The sequence below is a fragment of the Pseudomonas sp. C9-3 genome, from assembly GCF_032392015.1.
GTDB classification, from domain to species: Bacteria; Pseudomonadota; Gammaproteobacteria; order Pseudomonadales; family Pseudomonadaceae; genus Pseudomonas; species Pseudomonas nitroreducens.
In genome coordinates this window covers 6,075,760-6,094,909 of sequence record NZ_CP135919.1, presented here as the reverse complement: position 1 = coordinate 6,094,909, position 19,150 = coordinate 6,075,760, and the positions used below count along the sequence as shown (strand labels likewise).

Below are 19,150 nucleotides of genomic sequence, written 5' to 3'. Positions count from 1 at the left end.
GTCATCCCCGCCTCGGCAATAAACCTATGCCTTTCAGGCCCTTCCGTGGCCGCCGCTCTTCCACTAAGTTGAAGACAGTTCGGAGACCTGAGGGGTACCGCATGACATCGTCTCCCGCTTCGGAAGGCCCGTTTTATCCGCCGACACTGGGGGTGCCGGAACGCTTCACACCACAACAGCTGCGCGCCTCGCTCGACATCACCATGAGCGAACATGGCGCTGGCCCTGTGTGGCTGTTCGCCTACGGCTCGCTGATCTGGCGCCCGGAGTTCCCGGTGGCCGAAGCTCGCCGCGCGCGGGTGCACGGCTATCATCGCGGGCTCTACCTGTGGTCCCTGACCCACCGCGGCACCCCGGAAGCACCCGGCCTGGTACTCGGCCTGGATCGCGGCGGCTCCTGCTCAGGCTTCGCCTTCCGCCTGCCGGAAGATCACCTCGACGCCAACCTCTACGCGCTCTGGGAAAGGGAGATGCCCTACGCCTCCTATCGCCCGGAATGGCTCAACTGCCGCCTCGACGACGGCACGCGCGTGCGCGCCCTGGGCTTCGTCCTCGAACGCCATCTGCCCAGCTACGCCGGCTCCCTGCCCGACAACATCGTCGAGCACGTGCTGGCCAGCGCCCAGGGCCACTTCGGCACCACCCGCGACTACGTCGAGCAGACCGCCCGCGCACTGCGTGAATACGCCATGCCCGACCTCAATCTGGAAGGCATCCTGGCGCGCTGCTGCCCGTTGCGCCGGGCGCAGGAATAACCGCTTATAGCCATTCGTTTAGCTTAAATACTGCATAAGCAAAGAATTTCTTATTCCTTAACGAATATTAAAACCCTCCCTAGAATGCCTTCTCATGACGATTCGAGAGGGCCGCTCCATGCGCAACGACCGCATCCGCTACCTGATCGTGCCGGGCTGGCACGGATCCGACGACGCCCATTGGCAGAGCCACTGGCAGCGCGCCCTGCCGAACGCCGCGCGGGTGCAGCAGCAGGACTGGATCACCCCGCAGCGTGCCGACTGGGTCGCCGAACTCGACCGCGAAATCCGCCGCGAGCCTGGCCGCGTGGTGCTGATCGCCCACAGCCTGGGCTGCGTCACCGTCGCCGCCTGGGCGGCCCGCGCCGACCGCCGCGCGCTGGCCCAGGTATCCGGCGCCCTGCTGGTTGCGCCAGCGGATGTGGAACGGGAAACCTGCCACGACGCGCTGCGCAACTTTGCCCCCATTGCCGCCCAGACGCTGCCGTTCCCGACGGTGCTGGTGGGCTCGGACAACGACGCCGCCTGCAGCCCGCAGCGCGCCATGGCGCTGGGTCGCACCTGGGGCGCCGAAACCGTGATCCTGCCTTCCGCCGGGCACATCAACGTGAAATCCGGCCACGGCGCCTGGGAAGCGGGCTACCGTCATCTGTATCGCCTGCAGTACCTGATCGACCAGCAGTCGCGTCAGCGCGCCTGAGCCACGCAAGCGGGTGCGGCATGAGTGCCGCACCCCATCCCCTCGGCGCGCGGATTCGGTTAGGGTGAGGCACAGCCCCCGCCGGAGACCGCCATGCCACCGTTGCACGATCTGTCCGCCGTCGAACTGCTTGCCCTCTACCGCTCGCACCAGCTTTCCCCGGTCGAGTACCTCGACTATCTGATCGCCCATATCGAACGCTGGGAACCGCAGCTCTGCGCCCTCTATGCCTTCGACCCGCAGCGCGCGATCGAGCAGGCACGGCGCTCCGAGGCGCGCTGGATCCGCTGCGCGCCCTGCGGCGAGCTGGACGGCGTACCGGTGACCATCAAGGAACTGATCGCCACCACCGGCGACCCGACTCCGCAGGGCAGCGCCGCCACCCTCCTGCAACCGGCGACCGGCAACGCCCCACCCGCCGCGCGGATGAACGAGGCCGGCGCCATCCTGCTGGGCAAGACCACGGTGCCGGACTTCGGCATGCTCTCCTCCGGGCTTTCCAGCTTCCACAAGCTGGCCCGCAACCCCTGGGACCTGCGCATGAATCCGGGCGGCTCCAGCGCCGGTGCAGCCTCGGCGGCCGCGGCCGGCTACGGGCCGCTGCACATCGGCACCGACATCGGCGGCTCGGTGCGCCTGCCGGCGGGCTGGTGCGGGCTGGTCGGCTTCAAGCCGAGCCTGGGGCGCATCCCCATCGATCCCTACTTTACAGGGCGCTGCGCCGGCCCCATGACCCGCACGCTGGACGACGCGGCGCTGATGATGAAGCACCTGGCACGCCCCGACTGGCGCGACGCCACGGCCCTGCCGCCAGCCGATCTCGACTGGCATATCGACTATGCCGAGGTGCGCGGACTGCGCATCGGCCTGCAGCTGGACCCCGGCTGCGGCCTGCGCCCCGAGCCCGAGGTGTGCGCTGCGGTGGAAGCCGCCGCGAGACAATTCGCCGATGCCGGCGCGGAAATCATCGAGGTTCGGCCGATCCTCGACCGCGAGCTGCTCGAGGGCCTGGACAGGTTCTGGCGCGCGCGCCTGTGGGCCGAGCTGGAGAACCTGCCGGCGGACCGCCAGGCCAAGGTGCTGCCCTACATCTTCCAGTGGGCCGAGGGCGGCGCGGCGGTGAGCGGTGCCGAAGCAGTACGCGGCTTCAACCAGACGTTCGAGATGCGCCGCCGGGCCGCCGAGCAATTCCACGAGATCGACTTCCTGCTCTCGCCGACCAACCAGGTCGCCGCCTTCCCCGCCGAGTGGGCCTCGCCCACCAACGACCCGGCGCAGCCCTTCGAGCACATCGGCTTTACCGTGCCATGGAACATGTCCGAGCAACCGGCACTCTCAATCAACTGCGGCTTCACTGCCGAAGGCATGCCCATCGGCCTGCAGATCGTCGGCCCGCGCTTCGCCGACGTCGAGGTGCTGCGCCTGGGCAAGGCCTACGAACATTGGCGCGGCCCCATCCACCGTTGGCCGCAGTATCCGGCAGCCAGCTAAGCTCAGCCCAATCGCCGACCACAAGGAACCGATCGCGCGCCCATGCATTACTCTGCCTACATCGCCCACTTCCTGGTGGTGGTCCAGCTACTCGGGATCATCGCTGCGGTCCATGCCGTGCTCAGCGTGCGCACCGCGCAGGGCGCCATTGCCTGGGCGACCTCGCTGGTATTCATGCCGCTGCTGACCCTGGTGCCCTACCTGGTCTTCGGCCGCAGCCGCTTCGACGCCTACATCGGCGCGCGCCGGCAAGCCAACGAGGAGATGCACGTGGCCGCCGCCGAACTGGACTGGCGCCCCTGGGTGGAAGAGGCCCTCGCCGCACGCCAGTACGATGGCTACAAGGCGCTCAAGGCGATGGTCGGGCTGGCGCGCATGCCAACGCTGGCGAACAACGAGGTGCGCCTGCTGGTGAACGGCAAGGCGTCCTTCGATGCGATGTTCGAAGCCATCTCGGCGGCGAAGAAAGTCGTGCTGGTGCAGTTCTTCATCATCCGCGACGACGCCCTCGGCCAGCGCCTGGCGCAGCTGCTGCTGGAGCGCGCGGCGAATGGCGTCGACGTGTTCCTGCTGTACGACGGCATTGGTAGCCACTCGCTGCCGCGCCGCTACATCGACAAGCTGCGCCAGGGCGGCGTGCAGGTGCATGCGTTCAGCACCGGCAGCGGGATGATCAATCGCTTCCAGGTGAACTTCCGCAACCATCGCAAGATAGTGGTCGTCGATGGCCTGCGCGGCTTCGTCGGCGGGCACAACGTCGGTGTCGAGTACCTGGGCGAGAAGCCGCCGCTGGCGCCCTGGCGCGACACTCACATCGAGCTGCGCGGGCCGGCGGTAGCCTGCCTGCAGGAGTGCTTCGCCGAGGACTGGTTCTGGGCCACCCATACCCTGCCGACACTGATCCTGCCCGATGGCTACGACGACGCCGGGATGCTTTGCCAGGTCGTTCCCAGCGGCCCGGCGGACACCCAGGAAACCTGCTCGCTGTTCTTCGTCGAATCGATCAACGCGGCGGTTGAGCGGGTGTGGATCACCACGCCCTACTTCGTCCCGGACGAAGCCGTCGCTGCTGCCTTGCGCCTGGCGGTACTGCGCGGCGTGGACGTGCGCATCCTGTTGCCCTCTCGGCCGGACCACAAGACGGTGTACGCCGCCTCCAGCCTTTATGCGCTGGAGGCCGTGCGTGCTGGCGTGCGGGTATTCCGCTACCAGCCAGGGTTCCTGCACCAGAAGGTGGTGCTGATCGACCACGACAGCGCCGCGGTGGGCAGCGCCAACCTGGACAACCGCTCGTTCCGCCTGAATTTCGAGATCATGGTGATCACCGTCGACGAAGGCTTCGCCCGCGACGTGGAAGCCATGCTGGAAGAGGACTTCGCCCAGTCGGTGGAGATGACCCTGGACGACCGCAGGCGCGTGCACCGGTTGCAGCAACTGGGGATGCGGGTGGCGCGACTGGTGTCGCCGATTCTCTAAAGGCTCTGGTGCGGGCCATGTTCGCGAGCAAGCTCGCTCCTACAGGCTCATGGTGGGCTCGCACTTCGCAGGACCGAGGGGGACGCCTAGTCCTTGCTCGCGAATGCTTTTGCCGCACAAAAGAAAACGCCCGACTCACTCTCGTGAGCCGGGCGTTTCTTTCTCTAGCGCGAGGTCATCAGGCTGGCGCGGAGGAGCGGATCAGGTGATCGAAGGCGGAAAGCGACGCCTTGGCGCCTTCGCCGACCGCGATCACGATCTGCTTGTACGGTACGGTGGTCACGTCGCCAGCGGCGAAGATGCCGGGCAGCGAGGTTTCACCACGGGCATCGACGATGATCTCGCCACGCGGGCTCAGCTCGATGGTGCCCTTGAGCCATTCGCTGTTGGGCAGCAGGCCGATCTGCACGAAGATGCCTTCCAGGTCGATGGACTTGAACTCTTCCGAGTTGCGGTCCTTGTAGACCAGGCCGGTGACCTTCTGGCCATCGCCTTTCACTTCGCTGGTCAGCGCGCTGGTGATCACGTCCACGTTCGGCAGGCTGAACAGCTTGCGCTGCAGCACGGCATCGGCGCGCAGCTTGCTGTCGAACTCCAGCAGGGTCACGTGGGACACGATACCGGCCAGGTCGATGGCCGCTTCGACGCCGGAGTTGCCGCCGCCGATCACCGCCACGCGCTTGCCCTTGAACAGCGGGCCATCACAGTGCGGGCAGAAGCACACGCCCTTGGCCTTGTACTCCTTCTCGCCCGGCACGCCCATTTCACGCCAGCGGGCGCCGGTGGCCAGGATCACGGACTTGGCCTTCAGGCTGCCGCCGCCCTCGAACTGCACTTCGTGCAGGCCGCCGACGCTCTTGGCCGGAATCAGCGCGCTGGCGCGCTGCAGGTTCATGATGTCGACTTCGTAGTGCTTGACGTGCTCTTCGAGCTGGCGCGCCAGTTTCGGGCCTTCGGTCTCGGTCACCGAGATGAAGTTCTCGATGGCCATGGTGTCCAGCACCTGGCCGCCGAAACGCTCGGCGGCAACGCCGGTGCGGATGCCCTTGCGGGCGGCATAGATGGCAGCCGCAGCGCCGGCCGGGCCACCGCCGACAACCAGTACGTCGAACTCTTCCTTGGCCGACAGCTTCTCGGCTTCGCGGGCCGCGGCGCCGGTGTCGATCTTGGCGAGGATTTCTTCCACGCCCATGCGGCCCTGACTGAACACTTCGCCGTTCAGGTAGATGCTCGGCACCGACATGATCTGGCGCTGCTCGACTTCATCCTGGAACAGCGCGCCGTCGATGGCGACGTGGCGGATGTTCGGGTTGAGCACGGCCATCAGGTTCAGCGCCTGCACCACGTCCGGGCAGTTCTGGCAGGACAGCGAGAAGTAGGTTTCGAACTCGAACTTGCCCTGCACGCCCTTGACCTGCTCGATCACATCGGCCTCGAGCTTGGACGGGTGGCCGCCGACCTGCAGCAGCGCCAGCACCAGGGAAGTGAATTCGTGGCCCATGGGGATACCGGCGAAAGTCAGGCCGATGTTCGCCCCCGGGCGGTTCAGCGAGAACGACGGCTTGCGGGCATCGCTGCCATCTTCTCGCAGGGTGATCTTGTCGGTCAGGCCGACGATGTCGTGCAGCAGTTCGCTCAGTTCGCGGGATTTGTCGCTGTCATCGAGGGAAGCGACGATCTCGAACGGCTGCTGAACCTTTTCCAGGTAGGCCTTCAACTGGGTTTTAAGAGTGGCGTCCAACATGATCCAGATCCTCGGAATTTGAGCAAAGGGGTTCCCCGGCGAGCCTTCTGGCCCACCCTACGCACGCTTTTGGCTTTAGGCAGGGAGGATGCCGGTAGGCATCCTCGGGGTACTGCAAAACGGTGGGGGAAGCGCTGTGGGCGGGCGCCCGGTGGTTGCGCGGCAGGAGCTGCCGCGCAACCGCTTCCCGGCCGTTCTTAGATCTTGCCGACCAGGTCCAGGGACGGAGCCAGGGTCTTCTCGCCTTCTTTCCACTTGGCCGGGCAGACTTCGCCCGGGTGAGCGGCGGTGTACTGGGCAGCTTTCAGCTTGCGCAGGGTCTCGCCGACGTCACGAGCGATCTCGTTGGAGTGGATTTCGACGGTCTTGATCACGCCTTCCGGGTTGATCACGAAGGTGCCGCGCAGGGCCAGGCCTTCTTCCGGGATGTGCACGCCGAAAGCGTTGGTCAGCTGGTGGGTCGGGTCGCCGATCAGCGGGAACTGAGCCTTGCCAACAGCCGGGGAGGTTTCGTGCCACACCTTGTGGGAGAAGTGGGTGTCGGTGGTCACGATGTAAACCTCGGTACCAGCGTCACGGAACGCAGCGTAGTTGTTGGCGGCGTCTTCGATCTCGGTCGGGCAGTTGAAGGTGAAGGCTGCCGGCATGAAGATCAGTACCGACCACTTGCCCTTCAGGGACTGCTCGGTGACTTCGATGAACTTGCCATTGTGGAAAGCGTTGACCTTGAACGGTTGGACTTGGGTGTTGATCAGGTTCATTAGGCAATTCCTCGTAGAGAGTTGTCGTTTAATCGAGTGGGTCGATCGTTAGAAATTCGACAGGTAGAAGATTATCGTCTGATGACAAAAAAGGCCCATTGATTTAGGGCATTAGGAATATTGAGTATTTCTATGAGGGTAGCTATAAAAGGAAGAAGTTTCCTATCGAGCGAACCGCGGGATCCTACACCTGAATACCCGCTTCAAGGGCTCTGCCTGGCGGCTTCAAGCCCTCCCCCCTGAGTCCGGCGGCTGGCGCCGGTCTTCACACCTTGGCGCGAAAGCCGCTCGAGGGCAACGGCAAACGCGACGTACGGTGCCTCACCCTGCCTTGCCAGCCCCTGCTTTTTTGCCCTGCCCGCCCACGCGCCTATGCTTGTTTGCGTGGGCCGCTAACGCAGGGTTCTCGCCCGTTCCGGTCAGCCTTCGCGAAGCGGCACGCCGCACGCATGACGACGAGGACTCCCGATGATCCAGTTCCTGCTCGGCGAAGAAGCAGTCCAGGCCGACGGATTCGCGCCCGAGACCAGCCTGCTCGACTACCTGCGCATCTACCGCGCCCGCACCGGCGCCAAGGAGGGCTGCGCCTCGGGCGACTGCGGCGCCTGCACCGTGGTGCTCGCCGAGCCCGAGGGCGAAGCCCTGCGCTACCGTGCGGTGAACGCCTGCATCACGTTGCTGGGGGCGGTCCACGGACGCCAGGTGCTGACCGTTGAGCACCTGGGCGAACCCGGCGCGCTGCACTCGGTTCAACAGGCCATGGTCGATTGCCACGGCTCGCAGTGCGGCTTCTGCACACCCGGCATCGTCATGTCGCTGTTCGCCTGGCGCCATTCACCGCCGCCACATAACCGCGAGACGGCGCTGACGGCACTTTCGGGCAACCTGTGCCGCTGCACCGGCTATCGGCCGATCCTCGATGCTGCCGCGCAGATCGCCGGGCAGCTGTGCCTGGACAGCTTCGAGCAGAACAGTGCCCTGACGGCAGCTCGCCTGCGGGACATCTCCACAGCCGGCGCCCTTTGCGAAGGCTCCGCGCAGGCCTGGTTGCCCGGCTCGCTTGATGAGCTGGACGACTTGCTTCAGCGCCACCCGCAGGCGCGGCTGATCGCCGGCGGCACCGACCTGGCGCTTGAAGCGACGCAGAACCTTAAAGCCTTCCCGGCGCTGATCCACCTCGACCGCGTCGACGAGCTGCAACGCCTGGAACGCCATGCCGACCACCTGCTGATCGGTGCCGCACGCCCCTATGCCGACTGCCTCGCTGCACTGGACGAATTCCCCGGCGTGAGCGCCTTGCTGGAACGCCTCGGCTCCCTGCAGATCCGCCAGCGCGGTACCCTGGGCGGCAACATCGCCAACGCCTCGCCCATCGGCGACATGCCGCCGGTATTGCTGGCCCTGGATGTGACGTTGCGCCTGCGCCAGTCGGGAGCCGTGCGCGAGGTGCCTGTCGATGGATTCTTCACCGGCTATCGCAAGACCGTCCTGCAGCCCGGCGAGTACATCGAAGCGGTGCTGATCCCGCGCCTGGGCAGCCACCAGCGGTTCCGTGTCGACAAGGTGTCCAAACGCCGCGACGACGACATTTCCGCCGTGTGCATGGCGCTGCGACTGGATCTCGATGACAACGCCATCGTCACCGACGTGCGCCTCGCCTGCGGCGGTATGGCGGCCACGCCCCTGCGCGGCGTGCGGACTGAAGCGGCGCTGCGCGGCAAGCCATTCGACACGGCGGCCATCGCTGCGGCGCAGGCCGCGATCCCGGAGGATTTCCAGCCCATCGACGACCTGCGCGCCAGCGCCGCCTATCGCCTGAAGGTGGCGCAGAACCTGCTGCAGCGCGCACTACTGGAATGGTCCGACAATGCCGCGGAGGTGCGCCATGCGTAGCCTGCCACCGCTGGCCAGCAATGGCGTCGCGGTCGCCATCCACAGCGCGGGCAAGCCCCGCGAACACGACAGCGCAGCGCTGCACGTCAGCGGCGCCGCACGCTACGTGGACGACCTGAAAGAGCCGCGCGACCTGCTGCACGCCGCCGTCGGCGTCACGGAAATCGCCTGCGGCGCTGTTCTTTCCCTCGACCTCGACGCGGTGCGAAGCGCCCCCGGCGTAGTGGCCGTGCTGACCCTGGACGACGTGCCCGGCCACACCGACATCGGCCCGGTGTTCCCCGGCGACCCGTTGCTGGCCGGCGAGCGGGTGAAGTACCACGGGCAGGCACTGTTCGCCGTCGCGGCGCACAGCCTGATCCAGGCACGCCGGGCGGTACGCCTGGCGAAGGTCGGATACGCGCCGGAAGACCCGCTGATCGATCCGCTCAAGGCCAAGGCCGAGGAACGCTTCGTGCGCCCGCCGCACCACATGCGCCGGGGCGATGCGCAAACGGCGCTGGAGAAAGCCCCGCACCTGCTGGAGGCCCGCCAGTTCATCGGCGGCCAGGAGCATTTCTACCTCGAAGGCCAGGCTTCGCTGGCGCTGCCCGGCGACGACGGCGGCATGCTGGTGCACACCTCCAGCCAGCACCCCAGCGAAGTACAGAAACTGGTGGCCGAAGTGCTGGCGATCCCGTTGGCCAAGGTCACCGTGGAGGTGCGGCGCATGGGCGGCGGTTTCGGCGGCAAGGAAACCCAGGCCGCGCCCTTCGCCTGCCTCGCTGCGCTGCTCGCACGCAAGACCGGACAAGCCGTGAAGCTGCGCCTGCCACGCGCCGACGACATGCGCCTGACCGGCAAGCGCCACCCCTTCCACAACCGCTACCGCGTCGGCTTCGACGATGAGGGCCGGTTGCTCGCCGCGCAACTGGAAGTGGTGGGCGACTGCGGCCATTCGCCGGACCTCTCCGACGCCATCGTCGACCGCGCGATGTTCCACGCCGACAACGCCTACTTCATCCCCGACGTGGCCATCTCCGGCTACCGCAGCTTCACCAACATCGTCTCGCACACCGCCTTCCGCGGCTTCGGCGGGCCGCAGGGGATGATGGTCATCGAGCGCGCCATGGACGACATCGCCCGCGCGGTGGGCAAGGACCCGCTCGATGTGCGCAAACTCAACCTCTACGGCGGAATGGGGCGCGAGCTGACGCCCTACCACCAGAAGGTCGAGCACAACCTGCTGGGCGAGCTGATCGCGCGCCTGGAAACGAGCAGCGACTACGCCGCGCGCCGCTCGGCGATCCATGACTTCAACGCGCGGAGCCCAGTGCTGAAGAAAGGCCTCGCCCTGACACCAGTGAAATTCGGCATCTCCTTCACCGCGCAGCACCTGAACCAGGCCGGCGCGCTGATCCACCTCTACACCGACGGCAGCATCCAGCTGAACCACGGCGGCACCGAGATGGGCCAGGGCCTGAACACCAAGGTCGCGCAGATCGTCGCCGAGGAATTCCAGGTGCCGCTGGAGCGCGTGGTGATCACCGCCACGCGCACCGACAAGGTGCCGAACACCTCGCCCACTGCCGCTTCCAGCGGCACCGACCTGAATGGCATGGCTGCCCGCGATGCGGCGCGGACGCTGAAGAAACGGCTGGTCGACTTCCTTGCCGAACGCGACGAGGTGAAGCCGCAGGAAGTACGTTTCGAACACGGCGGCATAACGGTGGGAACCCGGCACCTGGACTTCGTCGAGGCCATCCAGGCTGCCTACTTCGCGCGCATCCAGCTTTCCGCCACCGGTTTCTACCGCACGCCGAAAATCTTCTACGACCGCGAGAAGGGCCAGGGCCATCCGTTCTTCTACTTCGCCTACGGCGCGGCGGTGTCCGAGGTGGAAGTGGACACGCTGACCGGCGAGTACCGCGTACTGCGCGTGGACATCCTCCATGACGTCGGCCGCAGCGTTAACCCGGCCATCGACATCGGCCAGATCGAGGGCGGCTTCATCCAGGGCATGGGCTGGCTGACCACCGAGGAGCTGCGCTGGGATGACGCGGGCAAGCTACTCACAGTGGGGCCGGCGACCTACAAGATCCCAGCGGTGAGCGACACGCCAGAAGACTTCCGCGTGGCACTGTTCGAGCGCCCCAACGAGGAGGACAGCGTGTACCTGTCCAAGGCCGTGGGCGAGCCGCCGTTCATGCTGGCGATCTCGGCGTGGTCGGCGCTGCGCGATGCCATTGCCAGCCTCGCGGATTACCGCCTGAGCCCCGACCTGGATACGCCGGCGACGCCGGAGCGGGTACTCTGGGCCTGTGAGGCGATGCGCCAGGAGAACCGAGTATGACCCGCACCTGGATGGACGCCGTCGCCCGCCTGCGCGACAGCGCCGAGGGCTACGTGCTGATCACCGTGGTCGGCGTGCAGGGCTCCACGCCCCGCGAGTCCGGCAGCAAGATGCTGGTCACCGCCGGGGAAATCTTCGACACCATCGGCGGCGGTCACCTGGAGTTCGCTGCCATCGAGCACGCCCGCCAGTTGCTGCTGGCCGGCAAGGATCGCCAGGCGCTGGAACACTTCCCCCTCGGCGCGCGGCTGGGCCAGTGCTGTGGCGGGCGCGCCAGCCTGCTGTTCGAGTGTTTTGCCGCGCGAGGGCCACAGGTGGTGCTGTTCGGTGCGGGGCACGTCGGCCGCGCCCTCGCGCCATTGCTGGCAGGTTTGCCGTTGCGCCTGGAATGGGTGGACAGCCGCGCGGCGGAGTTTCCCCAGTCCGTCCCCGGGGGCGTGCGCATGCGCCTGCTGGAAGAGCCGGAAGACGCCGTGCACGAAGCGCCACCGGGCAGTTACTTCCTGGTCATGACCCACAACCATCCACTGGACTACGCCATTGCCGAAGCCGTGCTCAAGCGCGGCGACGCCGGCTTTCTCGGCATGATCGGCTCGCGCACCAAGGCGCGGCGCTTCCAGATGAGGCTGGAGCAGCACGGTTATCCACAGCAGGTGATCGAGCAGATGCATTGCCCCATCGGCCTCTCCGAAGTACCCGGCAAGCGCCCGCTGGAAGTGGCCATCTCGGTCGCCGCCCAAGTCATCGCCCGCTATCACCAGGACGCCCCCGCCCGGCAGACGCGTGACGGCGTGGAATGGGCCGCGCTGTGTAGCGAAGGTGCGTGCAATGACACGCCAGCGGGCGCAAAAACCTGACCAGTGGGACAACAGTTTTCCCCGCTACCGCCGATACACTCAACGACCCCGTCTCTTCGCCCGCCGCCCGGCGGGCGTTTCGTTGTGCGTTCGGAGGAAAACAAGAAAATGCGCCTGCGAAGTATCCAGACCCAGCTCATCCTCAGCATGGGCGCCGCCCTGCTCATCAGCCTGCTCATCGTCCTCGGCCTGTATGCCGTGCTGGTCAACCGCCTCAGCGAGCGTTACCTGCTCGAACAGGCGCTGCCCGCGAGCATCCAGGCGATTGCCAATGACTTCGAGAAGCGCCTCACCGGCCCCATCACCGCAGCGGCCGGCATCGCCGACAACACCCTGGTGCAGGACTGGCTGGCCGCCGGCGAAAGCCCCGCGCAACTGGCCGAGTTCACCCGCTACCTGGGCGGCATCCGCGCCTCGCAGAAGGCCTTCTCCGCGCTGATCACCTCCAACGCCAGCGGCGCCTACTACAGCGACAAGGGCAAGGAACGCACGCTGAGCCGCAGCGAGCCGAAGGACAGCTGGTACTTCCAGTTCATCGACAGCGGCAAGCCGCGCATGTGGAACATCGACACCGACGGCAGCACCGGCGAACTGGCGCTGTTCATCGACCAGCGCGTGGAGCGCGACGGCAAGCTGCTCGGCATTGCCGGCCTGGGCCTGGAGATGCGCGAACTGTCGACGCTGATCAGCGACTTCCGCTTCGGCCAGTCCGGGCGCGTGTACCTGGTGAAGAACGACGGCCAGGTGCAGATTCATCCCGACGCCACGCTGCCCAAAGGGCGCAGCCTGGGCGACCTGATCGGGCCCGTCGCGGCGAGCGCACTGCTCGGCCAGCAGGGTTTCCACAGCGCTCGCTTCGAACGCAACGGCGAGGCCTACCTCGCCGCCAGCCTGCCGCTGCATGACCTGGGCTGGACCCTGGTGAGCGAAGTGCCGGAGGCGGAAATCTATGCCGACGCCCGCGAGGCGCTGGCCTTCTCCGGCCTCGCCGGAGCAGTGGTCGCCCTGCTCTGCCTGGCGCTGGTGGTACTCATGGCGCGCAGCCTCGCCAGGCCGATCCGCCAGGTGACCAGTGCGCTGCTGGAGATCGGCGGTGGCGGCGGTGATCTCACCCGCCGCCTGGACGACAGCCGCGCGGACGAACTGGGCGACCTCGCACGCGGCTTCAACCGCTTCCTCGAAGGCCAGCGCGCGCTGATCAGTGCCGTGCTTGGCACCAGCCAGCAACTGCTGCGCACCGTCGGCGAAGTGGCGCAGGTGGTGGACAACACCGCCGACCGTGCCGGCCGCCAGCAGGAAATGACCGACATGGTCGCCACGGCAGTGAACGAGATGGGCAGCACGGTGCAGGAAATCGCCCGCAACGCCGAGCAGGCGGCCAGCGCATCGCAGCAGGCGCGCGACGAAGCCGGCGAAGCGCGGCGCGTGGTCGGCGGCTCGCTGCAGGTCGGCCAGCGCATGTCCGGGGAGATCGGCGAGGCGGCCGGCGCGGTAGGCGAACTGGCCGGGCAGGTGGCGAGCATCGACCAGGTGCTGGCAGTGATCCGCGGCGTCTCCGAGCAGACCAACCTGCTTGCCCTCAACGCCGCCATCGAGGCGGCGCGCGCCGGCGAACTGGGCCGTGGCTTCGCCGTGGTCGCCGATGAGGTACGCACGCTGGCCAGCCGAACCCAGGGCTCCACCGACGAAATCCTCACGATCATCCAGCGCCTGAAGGGCGGCGCGGAGGCCGCAGTGCGCTCGATGCAATCCAGCCAGCAGACCACCGGGCAGAGCCTGGCGGCCAGCGAACAGGCCGGCGCTTCCCTGGGCGCCATCGCCGACCAGGTGGAGCGCATCAGCGACATCAACCACCAGGTCGCCACGGCCACCGAGGAGCAGTCGGCGGTGACCGAAGAGATCAATCGCAACGTGCAGGGCATCGCCGATCTCGCCCACGCCACCACCCGCGAAGTGCAGCATGGCCGCGAGCAATGCCGCGAGCTGCGCACCCTGGCCGACGACCTGGCGCGGCAGATGGCGCAGTTCCGTCTTTGAAGACGTTGGCGCCGGCAATATGCCGGCGCCTTTTCCCCAGAGTTACCCACAGATTTTCAAAGCGAAGCGGCAGCCTTTCCGCCATGGCTGGCGGTGGATGACGACCGATCAGCGCACGACATGTCTCAAAGACGAGACACCTTGCCCATATGTTGCCCACATGTTGCCCACAGATTGTCCAGAGACTTGCCCCCAACCTGTCGGGTGCCGTCCGCCCATCCAGCCAAAAGCCCGGGCCCAGGCCCCGCAAGCCCTGCATCAATCCAGTGAATAATTTACCGAATGGCCAGGAGTGATCCCAAGCGGCGTTCCCGGCGCAATTCATCCACAACTTTTCCACAGCTTGTTCATATTTTGCTCAACAGGCTGGCAACGAATTGCTCAGAAAATGAGCGATGCCCTGCAGCCTCCGGACGACGTAGGCAGGAGCCGACCAGCCACAGGTTATCCACAGGTGGTTCCACGGGGATTGGGGAGAAGAATCAGGCGTCCAGCAAGCGCGCCTGGATGCGACCGCGGCTGAGGTCGCCGAGCAGCTTCTGCAACGGCTCGATCTGCGTGGTCGGCAGGACCGCCGTCACCTGCACGCCCTCGCCACCGAAGGATTCGCCCTCGATGCTGGCACCGAGCGCAAGGATTCGCGCCTTGAACAGCGCGTGCTCGGCAAAGGTGCAATCGAAGGCCACTCGCCTGCTGGGCACCAGTTCGATCCGCTCGGCGTCCTGCAGGCATTTCGCTGCGCAGCCCCCATAGGCGCGGGCCAGGCCGCCGGTACCGAGCTTGATGCCGCCGAACCAGCGGCTGACCACGACAACTACGCGGTCCATGTCCTGCCCCTCGATGGCCACCAGCATGGGCCGGCCGGCGGTGCCGCCGGGCTCACCGTCGTCGCTGAAGCGGTACTGGTTGCCCAGCTTCCACGCCCAGCAGTTGTGCCCGGCGCTGGCGTCCCGGTGCGCGGCGAGGAAGGCCTGGGCCTCGGCCTCGCTGGCAATCGGTGCGGCCACGCACTGGAAGCGGCTCTTGCGGATGTCTTCTTCGTAGCGGGCGAGGCCGGCCAGGGTGAAACTCATGCGGAGGTCGACGGCGGCGTCAGCCCGCAACCCTTGAGGATGATGCGGATGAGGTTGTCGCTGGCGTCGCTGAAATCCTGCCTGGACATGCGCTTGCGACCGGTGACGAAACCGATCTGGGTAGCGAAGTCGGCGTAGTGCTGGGTGCTGCTCCAGATCAGGAAGATCAGGTTCACCGGGTCTACGGCGTCCATCTTGCCGGCCTCGATCCAGGCCTGGAACACCGCGGCGCGGCCAGCGAACCAGGTGCGGTAGTCCTGGCTGAAGTGCTCGGAAAGGCATTCGCCGCCACTGATGATCTCCATGGCGAACACCCGCGAGGCCTGCGGGTAGCGACGGGAGAACTCCATCTTGGCGCGGATGTAGGTCGCCAGCGCAACCGCTGGATCATCATCCACCGTAAGGTGGTTGAAGGTGCTGTCCCACAGCTCGAGGATATTGCTCAGCACCGCCACATACAGCCCCAGCTTGTTGCTGAAGTAGTAATGCAGGTTGGCCTTGGGCAGGCCGACGCGCTGGGCGATGGTGTTCATGCTGGTGCCCTTGAAGCCGTGGCGGGCGAACTCCTCCTCGGCGGCGGCGAGGATGGCTTCCTCGTTCTTCTGGCGAATGCGGCCAGCGGGCTTCTCGCCGTTGGGCGCGGTATGGGCGGGTACCTGGAGGGTCATGCGGGATATCCGTGCATTGAGCGGTGGCGCTGCATGGATAACCCAGGCGGGTAGCGGGATTCAAGCAAAAGCAAGGAAAAAGCTGGGAACCGGCACCTGCGCGGCAACCGGCTCCAGCCTTCCGGAGACAACGCCCTCGGCGTAGACCGAGGGGCGTCGACGTTACCGGGTAGTGCCGGTGGTACCGGACGAGCCGTGGTGGCCACCACCGCCGCCGGAATTGCCGACGGCAGCGCCCGCCGCCACGACAGCTGCGCCAATGCCTACAGCGGCCCCAACAGTGAGCGAACCCACCAGCGGCGTAGCCAGGCTCAAGCCAGCGCCAGCACCCGGAACAGCTGCCGCCACTTCGCCTGCCGCCGCTGCACTACCAGCCCCAGCGGCGCCTGCGCCAATACCCGCGCCAGCATCGACGCCGGACTCGACAACTGTGCCCTCGGGAATCGGGCGCGTCACCGTGCCCTGGTAAAAGCCGCCCTGGTGAGTTTGCTCATACTGTTCGAGCGGTTTGATCTGGCCTGGGCGCTGCGAGTACTGCGAGTGCTGCGAGCGGTGTGACTGCTGGTGGCGGTCGGTCGCCAGAACGGGGGTACAAAGACTCGCGGCGATTGCCGCGATCAACAATTTCTTCATGGCTCACATCTCCTAGGTGAAGCGAAAGAGATGCAAAGCTAGAGGCTGGCGGAGGCGCGACCAATTGGCCGCTAGCCGGATTAAGCGTCGGCCATTTCCGAAAAATTTGCAGACATTGGAATGCAGCGCACGAAACCGATGTAAGCGCCCCAGAAAGACCGACCCCGCCAGGCGGCGGGGTCAGTCGGAACGTCAGAAGTGGTACTTGACCAGTGCGCTGACGGTGTTCTGGTCGGTGGTGAAGAACTGCGAGTCCTTGATGCCGTACTTGTCGGACCAGTAGTCGTACTCGATACCGACGTACAGGTGCTTGGCCTCGTAACCCATGGCCTTGCCCAGGTCGTACTTCACCTGCGGGTTGAAGTGCAGGTTGGCGTGGTAGTCCGACTGATTGCGCTCGCTGGAGCTGGCGCTCTTGTTGTTCACGACCCAGTCCATGAAACCGTCGAACAGGATGTCGGAGTTGCCCACCGGGATGGTGATGGCCCAGGCCGGGGTGATCTGCCAGGCGCCGGACGGCACACGGTTGCCGTCGGGCTTGCGGTAGTAGAAGTTCAGCTGGAAGTAATCGAAGCCCGGCAGCGCCAGGTCGAAGCCCGGGCCGAGCAGGTAGGACTCGACGTCGCCTTCGCCGAACTCGTAGGTGCTGGCCAGGAGCACGTCCTTGATCGGGCCGAAGGACAGGTCGGTGCCGGTGATCTTGCCGAACGACAGGCGCGGGCTGAACTCACCGTAGTAGGTGTTCTTGCCGTTGGTGGCGCTTTCCTTGCCGTTGTAGTTGATCTGGTCGACGAAGAACCAGATGTCACCCCAGGTCCAGGCGCTCGCGCTCTCGAAGGTGAAGGTCTGCTGGATCGGCGGGTCTACCTTGAAGTTCTTGCCCCACAGGTAGGTCAGGCTTTCGTTGTGCCAGATCAGCGGGCCGTCATTGGATGCCGGAGCCGGGGTCAGGTCTTCACCGCCAGCCATGGCCTGCCCGGCCGCGAGCAGCCCGCCGGCGAGCAGCAGGGATGCGAGAGTGCGAGTCATGCGTTGCTCCTAATCAGTGCAGTCGTGTTGCGTTTTTTAATTGTCGGTGGAACCTGTCCGGTCGGTCAGGCCTGGCGAGGAAAAGCAAGATTGGAGCCAATCCTGACCAGATGTTCCATTTTTATGACGAACCCCTCGGGATCCGCTCCTTTGGCAGAGAAGACGCGGGTGCACGGGCCGGGCCATTTCTTGACTCACAGGACAACTTCGCCTGATTGAAGGGCATCGCGCCATCGGGAAGCACAGGAATGGCAACCGCCATCCGGAAGATTGGATACATGACAAACCTGTGTTGAAACGAATCAACACAAATTGTGTATACAACTCCCTTGTGGGAAATCTACCCAACAGCCGTCGGAATACACCACGCGTTTTTCCGGGCGCGGATGATGCCAGACAAGGGCGGTGACTACACCTGTCAGGTTGACTCGGGCCGCCGGGCGGTCGCGCTTTGCGGCGCTGCCGGAGGCCATGGGCACAGCGGTTTCCCGGCACTGCCAAGGGCCACGCTTGAGGCTCCAGGGCAGGCCTGCCAGACTTTGGCCATCAGCGACACTTTCCGAAGATGTACCGATGAAGGGACAACCCCCCGAGCTGCAACGCCTGATTCCTGTACTCGACCGCCTGCCGCGGCCGGTCTACGCGCGGGCCGAGCGGCTACGCGCAGGCTCCTGGACCAGCCGGCACCACCACGCGTGGGTGCAGCTGTCCTATGCCATCACCGGCGTACTGGGCGTACACACCGCCGAGGGCAGCTTCTTCGCCCCGCCGCAGCGGGCCATCTGGATTCCGGCCTTCCTCGACCATGAGGTGGTGACCTCGACCCAGGCGGAAATGCGCAGCCTGTACATCCGCGACGACGCCTGCCGCTGGGCCCCGGACCGCTGCCGGGTGTTGGAGGTCACGCCGCTGGCGCGCGAGCTGATCAAGAGCTTCTGCGAGCTGCCGGTGGATTATCCACAAGGCGACAGCGCCGAATCGCGGCTGGTGGAAGTGCTGCTGGACCAGCTGCGCGATCTGCCGGAGGTCGCCTTCTCCCTGCCGATGCCGCAGGAGGGACGGCTGCTGCAACTGTGCCAGACGCTAATCGACCACCCCACCGACAGCCACACCCTGGGTGACTGGGCGCAGCGCATCGGCACGTCGGAGAAAACCCTGTCGCGGCTGTTCCAGCGTGAGACCGGCATGACCTTCCGCCTGTGGCGCCAGCGCCAGCGTCTGCTCGCCTCCCTCGGCTCGCTGGAGGCGGGCGACAGCGTCACGGCGGCGGCGCTGGATTGCGGCTACGACTCCACCTCGGCCTATATCGCCTCGTTCAAGGGGTTGTTCGGCTTTACGCCGGGGGATTTGTTCCGCCAGCGGTGACCGTGCCAGCGGGTGGCGATCGCGGACGAAGTCCGCTCCTACGCCAAGCCAGCCCCCGCGTGGGTGCGAACTCCCTCCGCGATTGGCTGAACCCCACACCACCGTCTCTGGTGTAGGAGCGAGCTTGCTCGCGAATCGCCCAACCTCGGTGTCGCCGGAAATTCGTTCGCGAGCAAGCTCGCTCCTACAGGTACATGCATCGGCGGATTTCCGCTCAACACCCTCGCCAATCGGCGCCGCTTCGCCTGCCGTCACCACCCCATGAATCGATCAAACCCTAGTGCCACGTGGCTTTCGCGCCTTGGCACGGTGCCTGCTATCGCCCTCGGCACTGCG

15 protein-coding genes and 1 pseudogene are annotated in these 19,150 nt (G+C 66.1%); 11 read left to right on the top strand and 5 right to left on the bottom strand.

Features of this window, described 5'->3' with window-relative positions; translation table 11 throughout:
• Window positions 1-101: 101 nt before the first annotated feature.
• From RS899_RS27910 to cls, 4 genes are all read left to right on the top strand, one after another.
• Window positions 102-755, top strand: a complete 654-nt coding sequence (locus RS899_RS27910; RefSeq protein ID WP_024766995.1) for a gamma-glutamylcyclotransferase — start codon at window positions 102-104, stop codon at window positions 753-755.
• A 118-nt stretch (window positions 756-873) separates the two neighbouring features.
• Window positions 874-1,455 carry an alpha/beta hydrolase gene (locus tag RS899_RS27905; protein WP_045213435.1) on the top strand — a complete coding sequence of 194 codons (582 nt, stop codon included), beginning with the start codon at window positions 874-876 and terminating at the stop codon, window positions 1,453-1,455.
• 93 nt (window positions 1,456-1,548) lie between these two features.
• Window positions 1,549-2,946, top strand: coding sequence for an amidase (locus tag RS899_RS27900; protein ID WP_315808566.1), 1,398 nt, complete (start codon window positions 1,549-1,551; stop codon window positions 2,944-2,946).
• A 42-nt stretch (window positions 2,947-2,988) separates the two neighbouring features.
• Window positions 2,989-4,422: a cardiolipin synthase gene (gene cls / locus RS899_RS27895; RefSeq protein WP_054910279.1), complete on the top strand. Its 1,434-nt coding sequence runs from the start codon at window positions 2,989-2,991 to the stop codon at window positions 4,420-4,422.
• Window positions 4,423-4,600: 178 nt separating this feature from the next.
• Here the strand turns inward: cls and ahpF are convergent, their stop codons facing one another.
• Together ahpF and ahpC are read right to left on the bottom strand one after the other, a co-directional pair.
• The gene (gene ahpF / locus RS899_RS27890) at window positions 4,601-6,166 is read right to left on the bottom strand and encodes an alkyl hydroperoxide reductase subunit F (protein ID WP_315808565.1); all 1,566 of its coding nucleotides are present in this window, start codon (window positions 6,164-6,166) and stop codon (window positions 4,601-4,603) included.
• 197 nt (window positions 6,167-6,363) lie between these two features.
• Window positions 6,364-6,927 carry an alkyl hydroperoxide reductase subunit C gene (gene ahpC, locus RS899_RS27885; protein WP_037016170.1) on the bottom strand — a complete coding sequence of 188 codons (564 nt, stop codon included), beginning with the start codon at window positions 6,925-6,927 and terminating at the stop codon, window positions 6,364-6,366.
• A gap of 468 nt (window positions 6,928-7,395) precedes the next feature.
• Between ahpC and xdhA the strand changes: the two genes are divergently transcribed.
• The 5 genes and pseudogenes from xdhA to RS899_RS30915 all read left to right on the top strand — a co-directional run bounded on the left by xdhA (window position 7,396) and on the right by RS899_RS30915 (window position 14,046).
• Window positions 7,396-8,820, top strand: coding sequence for a xanthine dehydrogenase small subunit (gene xdhA, locus RS899_RS27880; RefSeq protein ID WP_315808564.1), 1,425 nt, complete (start codon window positions 7,396-7,398; stop codon window positions 8,818-8,820).
• On the top strand, window positions 8,813-11,152 hold the full coding sequence (gene xdhB / locus RS899_RS27875) for a xanthine dehydrogenase molybdopterin binding subunit (RefSeq protein WP_315808563.1): 2,340 nt from the start codon (window positions 8,813-8,815) through the stop codon (window positions 11,150-11,152). The genes xdhA and xdhB overlap by 8 nt, the downstream gene beginning before the upstream one ends.
• Window positions 11,149-12,009: a xanthine dehydrogenase accessory protein XdhC gene (xdhC, locus tag RS899_RS27870; RefSeq protein WP_315808562.1), complete on the top strand. Its 861-nt coding sequence runs from the start codon at window positions 11,149-11,151 to the stop codon at window positions 12,007-12,009. The genes xdhB and xdhC overlap by 4 nt, the downstream gene beginning before the upstream one ends.
• A gap of 108 nt (window positions 12,010-12,117) precedes the next feature.
• Window positions 12,118-13,131 (top strand): annotated as a pseudogene (locus RS899_RS30920) (cache domain-containing protein); the annotation flags it as partial.
• A 177-nt stretch (window positions 13,132-13,308) separates the two neighbouring features.
• Entirely contained in the window at window positions 13,309-14,046 is a 738-nt protein-coding gene (locus RS899_RS30915) for a methyl-accepting chemotaxis protein (protein WP_401236519.1), read from the top strand.
• Between the two features lie 482 nt (window positions 14,047-14,528).
• Here RS899_RS30915 and RS899_RS27860 read toward each other — a convergent pair whose 3' ends face one another.
• A complete protein-coding gene (locus tag RS899_RS27860) occupies window positions 14,529-15,119 on the bottom strand; it encodes an IMPACT family protein (RefSeq protein WP_054910285.1) in 591 nt (196 codons plus the stop codon).
• A complete protein-coding gene (locus RS899_RS27855; protein WP_054910286.1) occupies window positions 15,116-15,787 on the bottom strand; it encodes a TetR/AcrR family transcriptional regulator in 672 nt (223 codons plus the stop codon). Before RS899_RS27855 ends, RS899_RS27860 begins: the two co-directional genes overlap by 4 nt.
• 198 nt (window positions 15,788-15,985) lie before the next feature.
• Here RS899_RS27855 and RS899_RS27850 point away from each other — a divergent pair, with 198 nt between their 5' ends.
• Window positions 15,986-16,345: a hypothetical protein gene (locus tag RS899_RS27850; protein ID WP_315808560.1), complete on the top strand. Its 360-nt coding sequence runs from the start codon at window positions 15,986-15,988 to the stop codon at window positions 16,343-16,345.
• Window positions 16,346-16,612: 267 nt separating this feature from the next.
• Here the strand turns inward: RS899_RS27850 and RS899_RS27845 are convergent, their stop codons facing one another.
• Window positions 16,613-17,449 (bottom strand): outer membrane protein OmpK, encoded by an 837-nt coding sequence (locus tag RS899_RS27845; RefSeq protein WP_054910288.1) that lies wholly within the window; start codon window positions 17,447-17,449, stop codon window positions 16,613-16,615.
• Window positions 17,450-18,022: 573 nt separating this feature from the next.
• Here RS899_RS27845 and RS899_RS27840 point away from each other — a divergent pair.
• Window positions 18,023-18,814, top strand: coding sequence for an AraC family transcriptional regulator (locus RS899_RS27840; RefSeq protein WP_054910289.1), 792 nt, complete (start codon window positions 18,023-18,025; stop codon window positions 18,812-18,814).
• Window positions 18,815-19,150 lie beyond the last annotated feature (336 nt).